This is a genomic window from Anaerococcus hydrogenalis DSM 7454 (genome assembly GCF_000173355.1).
Classification (GTDB): Bacteria; Bacillota; Clostridia; order Tissierellales; family Peptoniphilaceae; genus Anaerococcus; species Anaerococcus hydrogenalis.
The window spans coordinates 67,089-82,796 of record NZ_ABXA01000003.1 but is presented as its reverse complement, the minus strand read 5'-3'; the positions used below and the strand labels follow the sequence as shown (position 1 = coordinate 82,796).

Here is a 15,708-nt window from a genome sequence, read left to right as displayed (position 1 = left end):
ATGAAGGTATTTTTAATAAATTCGACAAATCATAATGAAGCTAAATTTATAAAAGAACTTTCTGATAAACTATCTAAAGATAAATCCCTATTACTTCTTTCTTTTCAAAGAAAAAAGGATGAAAATATAGAAGATTTATTTGATATGGGAGGAATGATCACATATGACATATGTGATTATTTCCTTGGTATTGTTGGACTTGATAAGATTATCAAAAAATATAAGGAGAACTTAGATTTTGCAATATCACCCTTAGTTCAAGGAAAATATGATATAAAAAAAGAAGATATTGATGAGTTATTAAATGAAATTTCTGATTATGACTATTTAATAATCTATGGTCTGTATTCAAAATTATTAGATGAGAAAAAAGAAATTCAGATATTAAATGAAGATGAATTAGATAAGAATATAAATTCTAATTATTTTTATATAGAAACGGATGACAAATATTTTGATATAAGAGAAAAAAGAGACCTAATACTTGGAAAATCTTCAAAATATATAGGCTTAAAAACAAAAAATAATTCTTTTGACAAGATAATTTCTAATTTATTGGAAGATAAGAAAGAAGAAATTGATAAAATCGGATTTTTTGAAAAATTAAAGAAGAAACTTGCCCAATGAAATCTTTTATATTTGTAGATTACAAAGAAAAAGCCTTTGGAAAAATTATTGATAATAAATTATACGAATTAAAATTTTACTCACCATACCTATATAATATTTATAGGGCTAAAGTCGTAGGTAAAATTGATTCTATAAATGCTTATTTTTTATTATATGATAAGGACAAAAAGGCTTTTTTGAAATCAAATAAAAAATTCAAAATTGGAGATAGCCTAATAGGGCAAATTGTAAAAGAAGAATTTGACGACAAGCTTGCTAATTTTAGCGCTAACTTTAGGATTGAAAACCAAGATTATTTTTTATATAGGTTTAAAAATAAGGGCTATCCAATCTTAAAAAAAGGAAGAAAGAAAAATCCTAAAACTTATAAAGACCTTTTAGATATTAAAAATTCACTTATTGATGAGGAAAATTTTACACCTTCTCCTAAATTATTAAAAAGCTATAATGAATTTGACTTATATTTAGAAGAGAACAAAGGTTACTATTGCCAAGAAGTCGATATAAGAAATAATAAAATAATTTATGATTCTTTAAAAACTATTGGTGATGAAAAAATATATAAGGGTGAGCTATCTATAATAATAAATAAGCTAGAAACCTTATGTTTTGTAGATGTAAATTCTTCAAAGAAAAGATCTACAATGGATAAGGATGACTTTTATTATAAGGTAAACGAGGACTTAATTGATTTCATTTTCTACAATTTAAAACTTAGAAACATTGGAGGAATGATTGTAATAGATTTCTTAAAATCTTCCTATAATTATAAATTAGTAGAAATAATAAATGAGAATATAAAAAAATACTTCAAAATATATACCATTTATGGATTTACCAATATGGGCTTATTTGAAATTTCAATAAAAAGAGAAGGCGAAAGCCTTATAAAAAAACTAAAAGAAAAAGAGCTTATCTAATCGATAAGCTCTAATTTTTTTCTATCAAAATTATTTACTATATTTTCCTTATATTTTTTATTTAATCTTTTAATCCTATACTCAATCTGCATGGCCTTGATTTTGTTATCAACTTTTTTATAGAAAACAAGCTTGCAAGGTCTTCTTGCTCTTGTATATTTTGCTCCTCTTCCTTTATTGTGTTTATCCAACCTATTTTTAATATCATTGGTCCAACCAGTATATAGGCTATTATCAGAGCATCTTAATATATAAACGTATGCGTCATCCATTAAAACAAATCACCCAAAACATTTTTAATAATATCATAAGAAAATCCCTTAGATGCCAAAAACCTATAAATCTTATTCTTTTCATCAGTACTTTCCTTTTTTCTAAGAGCAAAATTATAGGCTTTTTCATATTCCTCATCATAGGAAATTTTATTTAAATACTTATCAATAAGTTTGTCATCAATAAATTTGGTCTTTAACTTATATCTTATCTTACCCTTAGACCAATTTGCTATGTTGGATTTATCATTAATATAAGACTTTACATAATTTTCATCGTCAATCAACTTGTACTCATTTAAAAAATCAATAACCCTATCAATTGACTCAGAAGAATAGTTTTTCTTCTTTAACTTATAAATAAGGTCATAAGAAGTCTTAGCCCTATAAGAAATTTGCCTTAAAGCCTCATTCTTACACCTATTAAAATCATCTTCACTTAAAATTTTCTTATAAAGATTAAAATCTAAATCCTCATCTTTTGTAATATTTAAATCATTAAAAAAATCATAAGAAATATAAAAAATTTCCCTAGATATGGTAAGTTTTACCAGATTATACTTATCAGAATACTCAATATTTTCAACAATCATAAAGACTCAATAGCATTCATAACAATAGGAATTACCATTGATAGAGCAACAACTACAGCAAAAATTCTTAGAATTACTTTACTTTTAGATTTCTTTTTCATTAAATCACCTCTAAATCTCTCTTTCTTAACAGTATTTTACTATAAGTCTAATTTTTTGTAAAACTTAAAAAAATATCAAAAAAAAATTTGAAAAAAATTTTTATTTATGGTATTATATTTAAGTCGAAAGAGACAGGCCATAGTAAATATAAAAAATTTTCAAAATTATTTTAAAATTTACTTGACAAGTGATTCAATTGGATGTATACTTATATAGTAAGTTATTATTTGGTGGGTATGGTCCAGTTGGTTAAGACACCTGGTTGTGGCCCAGGAGATCGAGAGTTCGAATCTCTCTACTCACCCCATATGCGGGATTGGCGGAATTGGCAGACGCGCTAGACTTAGGATCTAGTGAGATTTTCTCGTGAAGGTTCAACTCCTTTATCCCGCACCAGAATAAAAAAGAGCGTTGATAAAACAACGTTCTTTTTTTTATGTTTGGGAAATGTGTTGGTAACGATATTGTTATTCACTTTTTTATTGTCCACTTAAGTGATTAGAGCGAACGAAAGAGATCCAAACAAAAAACCACCTGCTATGCAGGTGGAGGGATTAAGCTTTAACTTCAAGCACCAAGAAAACCTCCTTAAAGTATAGATACTTATAAAGATGGCAGAAAAATCATAGATATCAGAGACTTAAAAAAGCTTAAAAAAAGCAAAGTCCCTATAAGCATAAAGACCAGCACTAAAGTGCGTAATCTTCTCAGATACTGCGACTGCTACTCAGATGGTAAAGCTATCAGTATATACCGAGGTCATCAGCCTTATGATGATACAGAGCTACGCACCGTAAAAGGCTGGAGGAAGATATATAGAAAGCCGATATCTGAAGATTATATCTTTTCTATGCGTGCCAATCGCCAAGGCGGGGAATGGTACGACTACTGCTTTGCAGAGGATACTATCGAACTTTCAGAAGATTAAAAAGAGCTTATAGGAGCAGAAAGGCGAGAAGAAAGAAAGCTCCGAGAAGCTCGTAAAAGGCGAGAAGAGTATCAGCGCAAAAGGGCAGAGGGCTACTGGAAAACAGCTTGGCAATGGCTTTCTGAGGATCAAAGAAAAGTCGAAGATGACTCTTATCCTGAGGAAAGATATAACTGGCTCTATGATGAAGCTGCAAACAGCTTTGAGCAAGCAAAAAAGCCTTTCTATTACTACAGTGAGTATGACACGGTAGAGGTAAGCGAAGAAGAGTATGAAGAGCTTAAAAACCAATATATATCAAGGTTTGGCGGCTGGGAAAAGATAGACCTAGAGCACACAGAATACAATGGAAAAAAATGGTATTAATTAGACGGGGGATTCTGTCTTTTTTGTTAAAGAGTAAAAGTCCCGCTTGGAAAGGTAAAAAAACAGAAGTCAAACATTCATATATTAAAATTATTCATATATAAATTTGACATTAGAAAGACATATGCTATAATGTTCATATAAACATATACTCATATAAACGGAGGTGATAATGATAACTATCAAAGATGAGGAAATTTTATTTGAGTTAGCTAATCTTTTTAAGGTTTTTGGCGATTCGACTAGGCTTAGGATTATGAATGTGCTTTTTAGTGGGCCTACTTCTGTAGGCGAAATTGCAGAAGTCTTGGATATGAGCCAGTCGGCTATAAGCCACCAGCTAAAGAGCTTGAAGGATAACAATTTGGTCAGTTCCAAGAGAAGTGGCAGGTCAGTGTACTACGAACTTGCCGATGACCACGTCAAGACGATTTTTAAGACAGGATTAGAACATATTAAAGAATAGGAGAATATAATGAAAGTAAAATACAAAGTAGAAAGTGATGACCTATGTCCAAATTGTGCAGCAAAGATTGAAGAGGCTGTTAAGAAAATTGATGGAGTGAATGATGCCAACCTATCATTCCTAACTTTGAAGCTAAAGATGGAATTAGCTGATGGTGCTGATGAAGATGCTATCTTTGATGAGGCTAATAGACTTGCTGATAAACTTGAGCCAGGGACTGTCTTAGTGAGGTAGGATATGCTTGAGTCTATGACAGATTCTCATAAAAAGGAGCTTAGTAAACTTATATCTATAGGTATTTTTACTGCTATATTAGCAGTATTAAGGAATACTATAGGTGAAAATATATGGATTGTGGGAGGTTTTTTATTAGCCTACTTGCTATCCGCATGGAATGTTTTGATAAAAGGGTTTAAGGGAATCATCCGTGGCCAGGCCATGGATGAGAACTTCCTTTTGTCTATTGCATCAATTGCAGCCTTCATCCTAGGCCAATATATAGAAGCAATTGCTGTAATACTTTTTTATAATTTTGGTGATTTATTTGAAAATATAGCAAGCCATAAGTCCCGCCAAAACATAGAAGAACTCCTAGACTTAGTGCCTGATGTGGCCAATAAGGTAAACCCAGATGGTTCTACTACAGAAATCGACCTAGATGATGTAGAAGTAGGAGATATCCTCCTGGTTCGTGATGGTGAGAAAATTGGTGTGGACGGTGTCGTTATAGAAGGCCATGGTCTACTTGATACATCCTCTGTTACTGGAGAATCCATGCCAGTAGAAGCCGAAGTAGGGTCTGAGATTATATCTTCATCTCTTCTTACTGAAGGGATTATCAAAATGGAAGCTAAGAAAGAATTTGATGATTCCGTTGCTGCAAAAATTATGGAGATTATAGAAGATTCCGCAGAAAGTAAGTCTCAAAGTGAAAAAATGGTAACAAGATTTGCCAGAATCTATACCCCAATTGTTGTAGCTATTGCGCTTATAGTAGCTATCATACCTCCCCTATTTTTTGGAAGAGATTGGTATGACTCTATATTCTTGGCAGCTACATTTTTAGTAATATCATGCCCATGTGCCCTAGTATTATCAGTCCCACTAAGCTTTATGTCAGGCCTTGGCCTAGCTAGTGAAAATGGAATCCTTATAAAAGGAAGCCAGTATTTTGAAGGACTAAATAATGCCAAAGTCCTATTATCAGACAAAACCGGAACCCTCACTACAGGGAATTTCAAAGTAAAAGATATAGAATATTTTACTGACCATGATAGGGAAAAAATCCTCGATTATATATATAATATCGAGCTAATGAGTACCCATCCTATCGCAAAAGGGATCGTAGAAAGTCTAGACCGTGATGAAAAACATGATTTGTTTGAAGAAGTAACCAATGAAAAGGGCCTTGGTGTAAGAGCTACTAGCAAGGATGGCGACATAATCAAGATAGGTTCTGCTAGATTTATTGGCTATGATGGAGAAGAAAATGACAGGGCAATCTATGTATCTATAGATGACAAGCTTGCTGCAAAAGTAATAATCGAAGATGAAATCAAAGACCAATCATTTGAAACTATAGAAGATCTTCACAACCATTTTGAAAATATAGCTGTAGTATCAGGCGATGGCAAAAATGCAGTTGAAGAAACAGCCAAAGAACTTGGCCTAGATGACTACTACGCAGAAGTCATGCCAGACCAGAAGCTAGAAATTATGAAAGGCTACCAAGATAAAGGACTTCCTACAGTCTTTGTAGGAGATGGTATCAACGACGCCCCAGTCCTTACCAATGCAGATGTTGGTATATCAATGGGAGAAACAGCATCTGACCTTGCTATAGAATCATCCGATATACTCGTAGTTAACGGAGAATTTAGAGAGATGAGCAAGCTAATGAAAATCTCAGACCTTACCAATAGGACAGTAAGGCAAAACGTGACTTTCATAATGGCAGTCAAAATAGGAATCCTAATAGCAGGACTACTAGGCTATGCAAATATGTGGCTAGCAATATTTGGAGATGTTGGAGTTACAATAATAGCAGTCCTATGGTCAATGAGGATACTAAAAAAGAAAATATAAATACATTCCCTAGGAAAGTCATGAACTTAACTAGGGATTTTTTATTTGGAAAATTAGAGGAAAAAGTAAAACGAAGTGGACTTCCTTGAGCGGAGCAATAGCGAAGTCGAAAGGTCTAGCTTTTTACCTCCGTTCATTACAATTATAACCTATTTTACTCGATTTTAATACACTTGTGACTAAATAGGGTATAATTGTGATAGTCACATGCACAATCAAAAAAGGGGTTTTCATGAACGAAAAAACTTTATTACATACAAGTTGGAGATGAAAATACCATATAGTATTTACATCAAAATACAGTAGACAAGTTAGGCGAGTTTTTGCTCGTCTTTTTAGTACCATAAATAGTGTAAGAAAGAAAGTTATTTCTATCTTGCACTATTTTTGTATAATGAAGGAGTAGTATGACGATCGTCTTTTAGGGTTAAAATATCCGTCACAAAAACTGTCAACTACCTCTTCATTATTCATATTCGGTTAAGCAGGTTGGGCAAAACGTCCGTGTCACGAGCTAAAATGAGTGTAATGGTGCAGGTAGGAACTACAAATCAAAAGAAAGAGAGTAATAAAATGATATCTATAGGAATAGATATAGCAAAAGAAAAATTTACATTCTGTGCACTAGAACAAGGTAGCAAAATCATTTGGAAGCCTTTTGATATTGATATTAACAAAACAAAAGTAGAAGAATTTTCAAATAAACTAGAATCATTAAACGAAGAAGTCAAGATAATCATGGAAGCAACAGGTAAATACCACCTTCCAATCCTCTATGAATTAAAAGACAAAGGATACTTTGTAACTGTGGTAAATCCTTTAAAAATGAAACAGTTTTGTCGAGTACTCAACTTTAGAAAAGCAAAAAATGATAATATAGATGCCATACAAATAGCAGAATATGGCTTGATGTACTGGAAAGAATTACAAGAATACAAAGTAGATTCAGAAAGTTTCAGAGTCCTAAAAGAATTAAACAGATCCTATCAGCACTATATGGAATTAAGAATCAATCAAATGAATTTCATAGATCAAACAATAAATCAAACATTTCCAGGAATAAAAAAACTAATTCCACACGCTTCAGGAGACTTTTCAAAAGATAAACTCTTAGACTTCTTAGAAATACGGTGGCATAAAAACCTAGTATTAGAAAAACCAGAAGAAAAATTCATAGAAGATTTTAAAAACTGGGCAAAAGAAAAGAGATACCATCCTAATTCTGATAAAGCTAAATCCATATACAAGCTCGCAGAGGAAAGTATCTCAACTCAACCTTCTAATAGCTCATATATAAAGACTAGCATACAAGAAGGAATAGAATTGATAAAGCATATAAATCAAATTCTACATACTATTTTATCACAAGTGATAGAAATTTCCGAGTCCTTAGAAGAATATCAAGAAGCAAAGAAATTCTCAGGAATATCAGATAAATTAGCAGTGCAAATTACAGCAGAATTTGGAGACTTATCAAAATTTAAAAACAAAAAAAGTTTAATATCATTTGTAGGAATAGATTCACCACCATATGAGTCAGGTAACTTTAAAGCAGATCAGAGAAAAATAACAAAAAGAGGAAATGCAATACTAAGAAAAGTAGGTTATCAAGTTATGAAATGCATGATGAGCGCAAAAGATACTGAAAATGATATATATCTATATATGATAAAAAAGAAAAAGATGGAAAGGCTAAGAAGATTTGTAAATTTGCAGGATTAAATAAATTCTTAAGAATATACTATGCAAAAGTTATGGCATCAAAACAAGAAAAGAAGTTATTAAAAGTAGCCTAGAATCAAGAATGCAATAGTTGAACAAGCCGATTGTAACCGGCTTATTTGTTGTGCTCAAATTTAAACTCTAAACAACAAGGAGAAAAGGAAAAATAATTCGCTTTTCTCCTTGACTTTTGTTAGCAGGTTTTTATGGGAAGATACCGAAGTGGAAAACGGAACGGTCTGTAAAACTGTTGGATTAGCTTTCGTGGGTTCGAATCCCACTTGTCCCACAACTCAAGGCAGACCTAAAATGCTAGGAAATCACAAATCTAAAGTCATAGCGACTACTTAAAAAGCTTAGGAATAGGAGATTTTATGAAGACAGAAGAACTCAAAGGAATAGGTTTAAATTATGAACAGATAGCGGCAGTTTTTAAGTTAAAATGACATCTAAATTGTTTAAATGTATAAAAATTTTTATTATTTTAAATTTCTATTTATTTTCAGGATAATATTTTTTAAATTGGGTAAATATATTGATAGTAAACTATCTAATAAATTTTAATTGCATATAACTTTATCAATACTTAAAAATAGTATATAATTTTACTAATAGGAGGAAAAGTTTTGCGAGATATTAAAAGAGTAGTTTTAAAATTAAGTGGTGAAGCACTTGCAAAGGATAAGGGATTTGGTTTTGATGATGAAACTATTGATCTTATCTGTGAAAATATTAAAAGAGCCAAGGACAAGGGATTAGAAATTGCCATAGTTGTTGGTGGTGGAAATTTCTGGAGAGGAAGAAGTGGAAAACATATTGAAAGAGCAACTAGCGATACCATAGGTATGCTAGGAACTGTAATGAATGGTTTAAGACTTCAAGATACTTTAGAAAAAATGGGAATTGAAACAAGGCTTATGACAGCTATTAATATGCAAGAAGTTGCAGAGCCTTATATAAGAAGAAGGGCTGTAAGACATCTTGAAAAGGGAAGAATTGTTATTTTTTCTGCAGGAACAGGATTACCATATTTTTCAACTGATACAACAGCATCTCTTAGAGCTTTGGAAATTGGCGCTGACATGATTTTATTAGGTAAAAAAGGTACTGACGGAATTTATGATAAAGATCCTAATAAATTTGATGATGCCATTAAATATGAAAAATTAACCTATAGTGAAATTTTACAAAAAAGGTTAACAATTATGGATTCTACAGCTACAAGTTTGTGCATGGATAATGAAATGCCAATTCTTGCTTTTGGAATCGATAATCCAGAAAATTTGGTTAGGATAGTTGAAGGAAAAGATATTGGAACAATTGTAAAGGAGAGTTTTGATGTACGATAAAATTATTAAAGATACAGAAAGTGCTATGAAAAAGGCTTGCGAGTCTTTTGAAATTAGAATTTCTAAAATTAGAGCAGGAAGAGCTAATGATTCAATTTTGGATGGATTAACATTTTCATATTATGGATCTCAAACACCTATTAATCAAGCTGCTACAATTTCTACACCAGAACCAAGACTTTTAGTTATCAAACCTTGGGATAAGTCAAATATCAAAGAAATTGAAAAGGCTATTAATAAGTCTGATATCGGTATTAATCCACAAAATGATGGAGAAGTAATAAGACTTCCATTTCCAGCTTTGACTGAGGAAAGAAGAAAAGATTTAACTAAACAAGTTAATGAATATTCAGAAGATAGTAAAATTCAAATTAGAAATATCAGAAGAGATTCTTTGGATACAGCAAAAAAAGGTGAAAAATCTGCCGATCTAACTGAAGATGATTTATTCTCAATAGAAGAAGATATTCAAAAAATCACTAAAAAATATATAGATAATATTGAAAAAATAGCAGAAAATAAAAACAAAGAATTGCTAGAAGTATAAGTGAATAAATTTGATAAGTTAAGGGCTTTTTTAAATAAAGATATAGGTATGAGAAAGATTAATTCAAATATTTTATCATTATTTTTAAAACAATTAAGCCTACTTATTGACTCATCGGTATCTATATACGATAGTCTATTGATAATAATTGACCAAAGTCTTGATAAGAAATTGAACAAGGCTTTGGTCAATATATCTTTATCTTTAAAAAATGGCAACGGAGCCTACGAATCTTTTCTAAAAGAGGAAAAGGCGTTTGGAAGCATTATTACAGCCTTTATTAGAAGTGGAGATGCCAGTGGCAAAATGCCTGAAATACTCGATGAGTTATCAGGATATTTGACCGAAGAAAGTAAAAATAAAAATAAAATTATAGAAGCGCTAATTTACCCTATAATTTTATTAGTTGTTACAATTGTTGTAGTTATTCTCATACTTACAAAAGTTTTGCCTACTTTTATAGAAGTTTTTGAGGATAATGGGACAAAACTTCCTAAGTCTACAAAAATTCTTTTAGAAAGCTCATCATTTATAAGTGAAAATGGCCTATACATACTTTTATTTGTATTGATTTTTGTATTTTTAATTTTCTTACTTAGGCAAAGAGAAGATTATAGGTTTAAAATCGATAAATTTTTGTTTACTAGTATATTTTTTAAGAAGTTTAGGACGATTAATATAGAATATAAGATGTCATCCTTATTATTTATTTTAAAAAAAGGTGATGTAGATATAATTGAGAGTATAAATATAATAAAAAAAATCTTTCAAGAATTTATATCTTAGACATATTTTGGATAAGGTTCAATACAGTCTAGAATTAGGAAATTCCTTGTCAGATTCACTTGAGAATGAAAATGTTTTTACGAAATTATTTATAGCTATGATAAGAGTAGGAGAAGATAGTGGAGATATGGTTGATTCTCTTAGAAAATCAAAAGATTATTATGCTAACGAATACATATATAGGTTAAAAAGACTTTCAAGCATGGCTGAACCATTTTTGATTTTATTTATGGCTTTGCTTGTAGGTTTTGTTGTTTTTTCGGTTGCTATTCCCATGTTTGATTCAGTTAATAATGTTAATTTTTAAGGAGCAGTCTATGGTAAAAAAATTAAAAAGTAAAAAGAAAGCTTTCACCTTAATTGAACTTATTATAGTAATTGCAATTATAGCCTTACTTGCTGCAATTGCTATACCAAAATACAAAATGTCAAAAGAAAAAGCAGCAATTACTGCCCATAATGCAAATATTTCAATGTTAAAAACAGCAGCTAGTTTAAAATTAAATGAATCTAGTTCGAGTGATAAAACTATAGAATGGTCAGATGGGAAAGGAGATTACAAAAATTATCTAGATAAGTGGCCAAAAGTTCCTGAAGGTTCAGACAAAATAAAAGGTAAAGAATATACAGTCACAATAAATCCTAAAGATTCATCAATAAGTATAAGTCCAGGTCCTGTTGAATGATTATTATATTTTATTTTTTTATAGGAAGTGTTTTTGGATCATTTGCCCATCTTGTCTGTCAAAGGTCAATAAAGGGAGAAAATATTGCCTTTCCACCAAGTCATTGTGCATATTGTGATAAAAAAATATTAAAAAGAGACTTAATCCCTATAATTTCTTATTTATTTTTAAGAGGAAAATGTAGGTTTTGCCACAAAAAGATCCCGATTTCATATCCAATTTGTGAAATAATAGGGGGTCTTTTATTTATATTTACATTTAAAAAATTTTGTAGTATTCAGGGGATTTTTATATTTTTATCCCTAATAATTGGACTAATAATTTCTATTATAGATTTTAAAACATTAGAAATTCAAATGGTATATGTCTACATTTTAGGTATCTTAGGATTTATTTATAGGATTTTTTATTTAAAAAATTATTTAGGACTTATAAAAATATTTCTTATATTTAGCCTTTTATTTCTAATAATATATTTTTTATCGAAGAAAAATATAGGAGACGGGGATTATTTTTTCTATATATCTTTATTTTTATTTTTAGAAAATGAAAAAATAATATACTTATTATTAGGATCGGTTTGGATAGGGGCCATACCTGCAATTTTTCTTGCTATAAAAAATAAAAGTACCAAAATAATAATGCCTTTTTGCCCTTATATATTTTTAGCCTACATAATAGCACTTTTGTGAGGAAGATATGAAAAAAAGAGCTTTTACCCTAATAGAACTTATAATTACACTAGCCATAATTTCCATGATAGCAAGCCTAATAATGATAAGAACAGGGATAATATCAAAATTTGAAGAGAAAAAAGAAATAGAAAATCTTATATCCGATTTTAATTATTGCAGGGAAAAATCTTTAGCTAGTGGAAATAATTTTGAAATCCAAATTAAGGATGATAAATATAAAATTATAAAATATGCGGACAATAGCCTGGTAAAAGAAGTTGATTTAAAATATATTAGTCCCTTTAACTCTTATAGTTTGATTTTCAAGCCAACAGGAAGTGTTGAAAAAGCAAAGACTCTAGCCTTTTATTCAAAGTATTATAAATATAGGATAATAGTTTCGCCAATAGCGGGGAGGATAAGAAGTGAAAAAGAAAAAAGGATTTACCCTAATTGAAGTTATAATAAGTCTTGCCTTAATAGGAATTATAAGCCTTTATATACTTCCTTCTATTTTTTCTGTATATAAAAATTCTAAAAAGATAAAGGATGATTCTAAATCATTATTTATAATGCAAGAAGTATTGGAAAGATCAAAAGAAAGAGAAATAGGCCAATATGAAGATGAAATAGATGGTATTAAAACTTATACACAAGTCATATCTTATAATGAAAATTTAAAATATATAAAGGTTAAAAACTCTAAATACGAACTAGAAGTGGTGGTTAAAAAATGAGAAAAAAAGGCTTTACCCTTATAGAACTGATATGTGTTCTTGCAATTTCCTCTATTCTTATTCTTTTAATAGATAATATAGTAAAAACTAACTTGTCTATAAGTAAAAAAACTTATGAAGAAGAATTATCCTATAAAAATTCAACCAACTGCATCCTTTATATAGAAAATGTTATAAGAAAAGCAGACAAAATTATAGATATAAAAGATGAAGAAAATTTCAAATTAGAAATTAATGATGGAGATAAGACATCTACATATAGGTTTGGCCAAGAAGAAAATACTCTTTATGTATACATAAATAATATAAATTCATCAAGTCTTAATGAAGCGAAAATTCCTATAGGATTTTGTAAATCATCTAAGATATCCTATGATAAAAAAGACAAGGCCTTTACTATAGCTATAGATTTTTATGAAAAAGATAAAAATTCAAAATATAGAACTTATATTAGGAGGCTAGAATGAAAAAAAGAGGATTTTTATCAGTATATGTACTTTTAATCCTTGTTTTACTATCAATTAGCCTAAGTTTTGTCTACAAGCAAGCAGTAAATAACCAAGATTCAAACAAGGACATATACAATAGAAAAAAAGCAATCTACAAAGAAGAATCTATCTATTCTATAATTTTTGATGATAAGGAAAATTTAATAAAAATATTAGAAGATGTTGATAAATTCAACGATCATTCATGGCATCCTTACAATATAAAATATTTTAATCAAATTGAGAAATTTAGGTGTAAAAAAATATCTGATACATATTTCTCTATAAATAGTGTAAATGAAATAGGTGATTCAAGAGCTGAATTACAAGTGTTATTATACTTAAAAGAAAAATGTGAATTAAAAGAAGAAGAAAAAATTATTTTAGCTGATAAATTCGATGAATTTTATAAAAATATAAAATTTAAGACAAAAGAATTTAAAGAATATGAAAATTATCAGATAAATAATGATAGAGAAAATACTTTTTTAAAAATTAATAAAAACTTAAATATAAAAGATAAAAAAGGAAAATCAAATGAAATATCTGATGAAAAAATTCAAGAAAAAAATGAGAGTAACTTAAAAAACAAAGAGGAAAATTATTCCAATAAAAGTAAAGCACCGATAAGAATTAGTGGTATAGTAATAATTGGAAATGATTTAATTTTGGAAAATGATTTGATTTTGGATGGTTTACTTATAATAAAAGGTGATATTATTTCAAAAAATAAAAGTAAACTTACCATAAATGGACAAATAATATCAGAAAATGATTATTCTAATTTAGTAAAATATTCATACGATAAGGATAAAGCTTTAAATTATATAAATGACATAGAAAATCCAAAATATATAGAAATTAAATCGAAAAAAGTATTTTAATGGAGGAATAAATGAAAATATTAGTTATCAACTGTGGGTCTTCATCTTTAAAATATCAATTATTTGATATGGACAATGAAGAAGTTTTAGTAAAAGGTCTTGTAGAAAGAATTGGAATCGACGGATCAAGACTTAAACAAGAAAAAGGCGAAGACGAATATATTATCGAAGAAGATATGAAAGACCATACTGAAGCTGTAAAACATGTATTTGATGCAATAACTGATAAAGAAAATGGTGTAATATCAGACCTATCAGAAATTGATGCAGTAGGACATAGGTTTGTTCACGGTGGAGAAAAAATTACAAAATCAGTTGTAATTGATGAAAATGTAAGAGAAGCTGTAAAAGAATATTCAAAATTTGCACCATTACACAACCCAGCAAATATGATGGGGCTTGAAGCATGTGAGAAACTTCTTCCAAATGTAAAAAATGTTGCAGTATTTGATACAGCATTCCACCAATCAATGCCAGAAGAAAACTTCCTATACGGAATTGATTATAAATATTATGAAGACCAAGCTGTTAGAAAATATGGTTTCCATGGAACAAGCCATGATTTCATAACACAAAAAACAGCAGAAGTTTTAGAAAAAGATCAAAAAGATTTAAATATGATTTCTTGCCACTTAGGAAATGGATCTTCCATTTGTGCAATTAAAGAAGGAAAATCTTTTGATACAACAATGGGACTTACTCCACTAGAAGGACTTGTAATGGGAACAAGAAGTGGTGATTTAGATCCAACTGTTGTAACATTTTTGATGAATGAATATGGTTACGATACTAAAAAAATGGATAATGTTTTAAACAAAGAATCTGGGGTTTTAGGAGTATCAGGAGTTTCATCAGATTTTAGAGATCTTGAAAATGCAGCAAATGATGGAAATAAAAGAGCAGATATAGCTTTAAAAATGTTTGCTAACAGAGCAAAAAGATATATAGCAGGATACATGGCAGAAGTTGGAAATGTTGAAGCTATAGTATTTACAGGTGGAATTGGTGAAAATTCTATAACAATGAGAGAAAGCATAATGGAAGGTTTCGAACAATTTGGTATCAAAATTGACCCAGAAAAAAATAATGTTCGTGGCGGATGTCATTTAGTTTCTACAGATGATTCTAAAGTTAAGGTATTTGTTATAGCAACTAACGAAGAATTAATGATTGCAAGAGACACTAAAAAACTAGTTTAACTTGACAATTTTAACATTTACTTATATAATGTTTAAGATTGCTAAAACTCATAACTAGGAGGTGTTAGAATGGCAGTACCTAAGAGAAGAACATCAAAAACAAGAAAAAATAAAAGAAGAGCTTCAGCTTACAGATTAAATAAATCATCTTATGTAGAGTGTCCAAATTGTCATGAACCAATGTTACCACATAGAGTTTGTCCAAGCTGTGGTTATCATAAAGGCAAAGAAGTTCTTGAGTTAAATTAAGATAGTGGTAACACTATCTTTTTTT

20 protein-coding genes and 3 tRNA genes are annotated in these 15,708 nt (G+C 29.7%); 21 read left to right on the top strand and 2 right to left on the bottom strand.

From position 1 onward, the window contains the following. Both ANHYDRO_RS00970 and ANHYDRO_RS00965 read left to right on the top strand, forming a co-directional pair. Positions 1-627 (top strand): P-loop NTPase family protein, encoded by a 627-nt coding sequence (locus tag ANHYDRO_RS00970; RefSeq protein ID WP_039913659.1) that lies wholly within the window; start codon positions 1-3, stop codon positions 625-627. After that, positions 624-1,550, top strand: a complete 927-nt coding sequence (locus tag ANHYDRO_RS00965) for a ribonuclease E/G (protein ID WP_004812507.1) — start codon at positions 624-626, stop codon at positions 1,548-1,550. The genes ANHYDRO_RS00970 and ANHYDRO_RS00965 overlap by 4 nt, the downstream gene beginning before the upstream one ends. Here ANHYDRO_RS00965 and ANHYDRO_RS00960 read toward each other — a convergent pair. After that, positions 1,547-1,822 (bottom strand): GIY-YIG nuclease family protein, encoded by a 276-nt coding sequence (locus tag ANHYDRO_RS00960; RefSeq protein ID WP_004812505.1) that lies wholly within the window; start codon positions 1,820-1,822, stop codon positions 1,547-1,549. The genes ANHYDRO_RS00965 and ANHYDRO_RS00960 overlap by 4 nt on opposite strands. Next, complete coding sequence (locus ANHYDRO_RS00955; RefSeq protein ID WP_004812503.1) at positions 1,822-2,415, bottom strand: regulatory protein RecX; 594 nt, start codon at positions 2,413-2,415, stop codon at positions 1,822-1,824. The genes ANHYDRO_RS00960 and ANHYDRO_RS00955 overlap by 1 nt, the downstream gene beginning before the upstream one ends. Positions 2,416-2,747: 332 nt before the next feature. Here ANHYDRO_RS00955 and ANHYDRO_RS00950 point away from each other — a divergent pair. The 19 genes from ANHYDRO_RS00950 to rpmF all read left to right on the top strand — a co-directional run bounded on the left by ANHYDRO_RS00950 (position 2,748) and on the right by rpmF (position 15,683). Then, positions 2,748-2,824 (top strand) — tRNA-His (locus ANHYDRO_RS00950). 3 nt (positions 2,825-2,827) lie between these two features. Further along, positions 2,828-2,913 (top strand) — tRNA-Leu (locus ANHYDRO_RS00945). A gap of 1,070 nt (positions 2,914-3,983) precedes the next feature. After that, positions 3,984-4,277, top strand: coding sequence for an ArsR/SmtB family transcription factor (locus ANHYDRO_RS00940; protein WP_004812502.1), 294 nt, complete (start codon positions 3,984-3,986; stop codon positions 4,275-4,277). Positions 4,278-4,286: 9 nt separating this feature from the next. Continuing rightward, complete coding sequence (locus ANHYDRO_RS00935) at positions 4,287-4,511, top strand: cation transporter (RefSeq protein WP_004812500.1); 225 nt, start codon at positions 4,287-4,289, stop codon at positions 4,509-4,511. Positions 4,512-4,514: 3 nt separating this feature from the next. Then, complete coding sequence (locus ANHYDRO_RS00930; RefSeq protein ID WP_004812499.1) at positions 4,515-6,362, top strand: heavy metal translocating P-type ATPase; 1,848 nt, start codon at positions 4,515-4,517, stop codon at positions 6,360-6,362. Between the two features lie 573 nt (positions 6,363-6,935). Then, on the top strand, positions 6,936-8,084 hold the full coding sequence (locus tag ANHYDRO_RS00925; protein ID WP_244261606.1) for an IS110 family RNA-guided transposase: 1,149 nt from the start codon (positions 6,936-6,938) through the stop codon (positions 8,082-8,084). 208 nt (positions 8,085-8,292) lie between these two features. Further along, positions 8,293-8,373, top strand: a tRNA-Tyr gene (locus ANHYDRO_RS00920). Between the two features lie 337 nt (positions 8,374-8,710). After that, entirely contained in the window at positions 8,711-9,433 is a 723-nt protein-coding gene (gene pyrH / locus ANHYDRO_RS00915; protein ID WP_004812494.1) for a UMP kinase, read from the top strand. Then, positions 9,423-9,980, top strand: coding sequence for a ribosome recycling factor (gene frr, locus ANHYDRO_RS00910; protein ID WP_004812491.1), 558 nt, complete (start codon positions 9,423-9,425; stop codon positions 9,978-9,980). Before pyrH ends, frr begins: the two co-directional genes overlap by 11 nt. Before the next feature lie 48 nt (positions 9,981-10,028). Then, positions 10,029-10,766 (top strand): type II secretion system F family protein, encoded by a 738-nt coding sequence (locus tag ANHYDRO_RS00905; RefSeq protein ID WP_244261605.1) that lies wholly within the window; start codon positions 10,029-10,031, stop codon positions 10,764-10,766. Positions 10,767-10,773: 7 nt separating this feature from the next. Next, a complete protein-coding gene (locus tag ANHYDRO_RS10205; protein ID WP_004812488.1) occupies positions 10,774-11,073 on the top strand; it encodes a type II secretion system F family protein in 300 nt (99 codons plus the stop codon). A gap of 10 nt (positions 11,074-11,083) precedes the next feature. Next, complete coding sequence (locus tag ANHYDRO_RS00900) at positions 11,084-11,452, top strand: prepilin-type N-terminal cleavage/methylation domain-containing protein (RefSeq protein ID WP_004818168.1); 369 nt, start codon at positions 11,084-11,086, stop codon at positions 11,450-11,452. Continuing rightward, positions 11,449-12,144 (top strand): prepilin peptidase, encoded by a 696-nt coding sequence (locus ANHYDRO_RS00895; protein WP_004812483.1) that lies wholly within the window; start codon positions 11,449-11,451, stop codon positions 12,142-12,144. The genes ANHYDRO_RS00900 and ANHYDRO_RS00895 overlap by 4 nt, the downstream gene beginning before the upstream one ends. A 7-nt stretch (positions 12,145-12,151) precedes the next feature. Continuing rightward, positions 12,152-12,583 (top strand): type II secretion system protein, encoded by a 432-nt coding sequence (locus ANHYDRO_RS00890; RefSeq protein WP_004812481.1) that lies wholly within the window; start codon positions 12,152-12,154, stop codon positions 12,581-12,583. Beyond that, the gene (gene comGE, locus ANHYDRO_RS00885) at positions 12,552-12,863 is read left to right on the top strand and encodes a competence type IV pilus minor pilin ComGE (protein WP_004812479.1); all 312 of its coding nucleotides are present in this window, start codon (positions 12,552-12,554) and stop codon (positions 12,861-12,863) included. The genes ANHYDRO_RS00890 and comGE overlap by 32 nt, the downstream gene beginning before the upstream one ends. Then, positions 12,860-13,330, top strand: a complete 471-nt coding sequence (locus ANHYDRO_RS00880; RefSeq protein WP_004812478.1) for a prepilin-type N-terminal cleavage/methylation domain-containing protein — start codon at positions 12,860-12,862, stop codon at positions 13,328-13,330. Before comGE ends, ANHYDRO_RS00880 begins: the two co-directional genes overlap by 4 nt. Next, positions 13,327-14,235 carry a hypothetical protein gene (locus ANHYDRO_RS00875; protein WP_004812476.1) on the top strand — a complete coding sequence of 303 codons (909 nt, stop codon included), beginning with the start codon at positions 13,327-13,329 and terminating at the stop codon, positions 14,233-14,235. Before ANHYDRO_RS00880 ends, ANHYDRO_RS00875 begins: the two co-directional genes overlap by 4 nt. An 11-nt stretch (positions 14,236-14,246) precedes the next feature. Further along, complete coding sequence (locus ANHYDRO_RS00870) at positions 14,247-15,434, top strand: acetate/propionate family kinase (RefSeq protein WP_004812474.1); 1,188 nt, start codon at positions 14,247-14,249, stop codon at positions 15,432-15,434. A 69-nt stretch (positions 15,435-15,503) separates the two neighbouring features. After that, positions 15,504-15,683, top strand: coding sequence for a 50S ribosomal protein L32 (gene rpmF, locus ANHYDRO_RS00865; RefSeq protein WP_004812473.1), 180 nt, complete (start codon positions 15,504-15,506; stop codon positions 15,681-15,683). Positions 15,684-15,708: the final 25 nt, after the last annotated feature.

Excerpts from the sequence above, each read along its gene's own strand:
- ANHYDRO_RS00960 (WP_004812505.1), bottom strand. The coding sequence starts at position 1,822 with ATGGATGACGCATACGTTTATATATTAAGATGCTCTGATAATAGCCTA.
- ANHYDRO_RS00925 (WP_244261606.1), top strand. The coding sequence starts at position 6,936 with ATGATATCTATAGGAATAGATATAGCAAAAGAAAAATTTACATTCTGT.
- ANHYDRO_RS00880 (WP_004812478.1), top strand. The coding sequence starts at position 12,860 with ATGAGAAAAAAAGGCTTTACCCTTATAGAACTGATATGTGTTCTTGCA.
- ANHYDRO_RS00970 (WP_039913659.1), top strand. The coding sequence starts at position 1 with ATGAAGGTATTTTTAATAAATTCGACAAATCATAATGAAGCTAAATTT.
- ANHYDRO_RS00965 (WP_004812507.1), top strand. The coding sequence starts at position 624 with ATGAAATCTTTTATATTTGTAGATTACAAAGAAAAAGCCTTTGGAAAA.
- ANHYDRO_RS00905 (WP_244261605.1), top strand. The coding sequence starts at position 10,029 with ATGAGAAAGATTAATTCAAATATTTTATCATTATTTTTAAAACAATTA.
- ANHYDRO_RS00930 (WP_004812499.1), top strand. The coding sequence starts at position 4,515 with ATGCTTGAGTCTATGACAGATTCTCATAAAAAGGAGCTTAGTAAACTT.
- frr (WP_004812491.1), top strand. The coding sequence starts at position 9,423 with ATGTACGATAAAATTATTAAAGATACAGAAAGTGCTATGAAAAAGGCT.
- ANHYDRO_RS00940 (WP_004812502.1), top strand. The coding sequence starts at position 3,984 with ATGATAACTATCAAAGATGAGGAAATTTTATTTGAGTTAGCTAATCTT.
- ANHYDRO_RS00890 (WP_004812481.1), top strand. The coding sequence starts at position 12,152 with ATGAAAAAAAGAGCTTTTACCCTAATAGAACTTATAATTACACTAGCC.
- ANHYDRO_RS00875 (WP_004812476.1), top strand. The coding sequence starts at position 13,327 with ATGAAAAAAAGAGGATTTTTATCAGTATATGTACTTTTAATCCTTGTT.
- rpmF (WP_004812473.1), top strand. The coding sequence starts at position 15,504 with ATGGCAGTACCTAAGAGAAGAACATCAAAAACAAGAAAAAATAAAAGA.
- ANHYDRO_RS00955 (WP_004812503.1), bottom strand. The coding sequence starts at position 2,415 with ATGATTGTTGAAAATATTGAGTATTCTGATAAGTATAATCTGGTAAAA.
- ANHYDRO_RS00935 (WP_004812500.1), top strand. The coding sequence starts at position 4,287 with ATGAAAGTAAAATACAAAGTAGAAAGTGATGACCTATGTCCAAATTGT.
- ANHYDRO_RS00895 (WP_004812483.1), top strand. The coding sequence starts at position 11,449 with ATGATTATTATATTTTATTTTTTTATAGGAAGTGTTTTTGGATCATTT.
- ANHYDRO_RS00870 (WP_004812474.1), top strand. The coding sequence starts at position 14,247 with ATGAAAATATTAGTTATCAACTGTGGGTCTTCATCTTTAAAATATCAA.
- ANHYDRO_RS00900 (WP_004818168.1), top strand. The coding sequence starts at position 11,084 with ATGGTAAAAAAATTAAAAAGTAAAAAGAAAGCTTTCACCTTAATTGAA.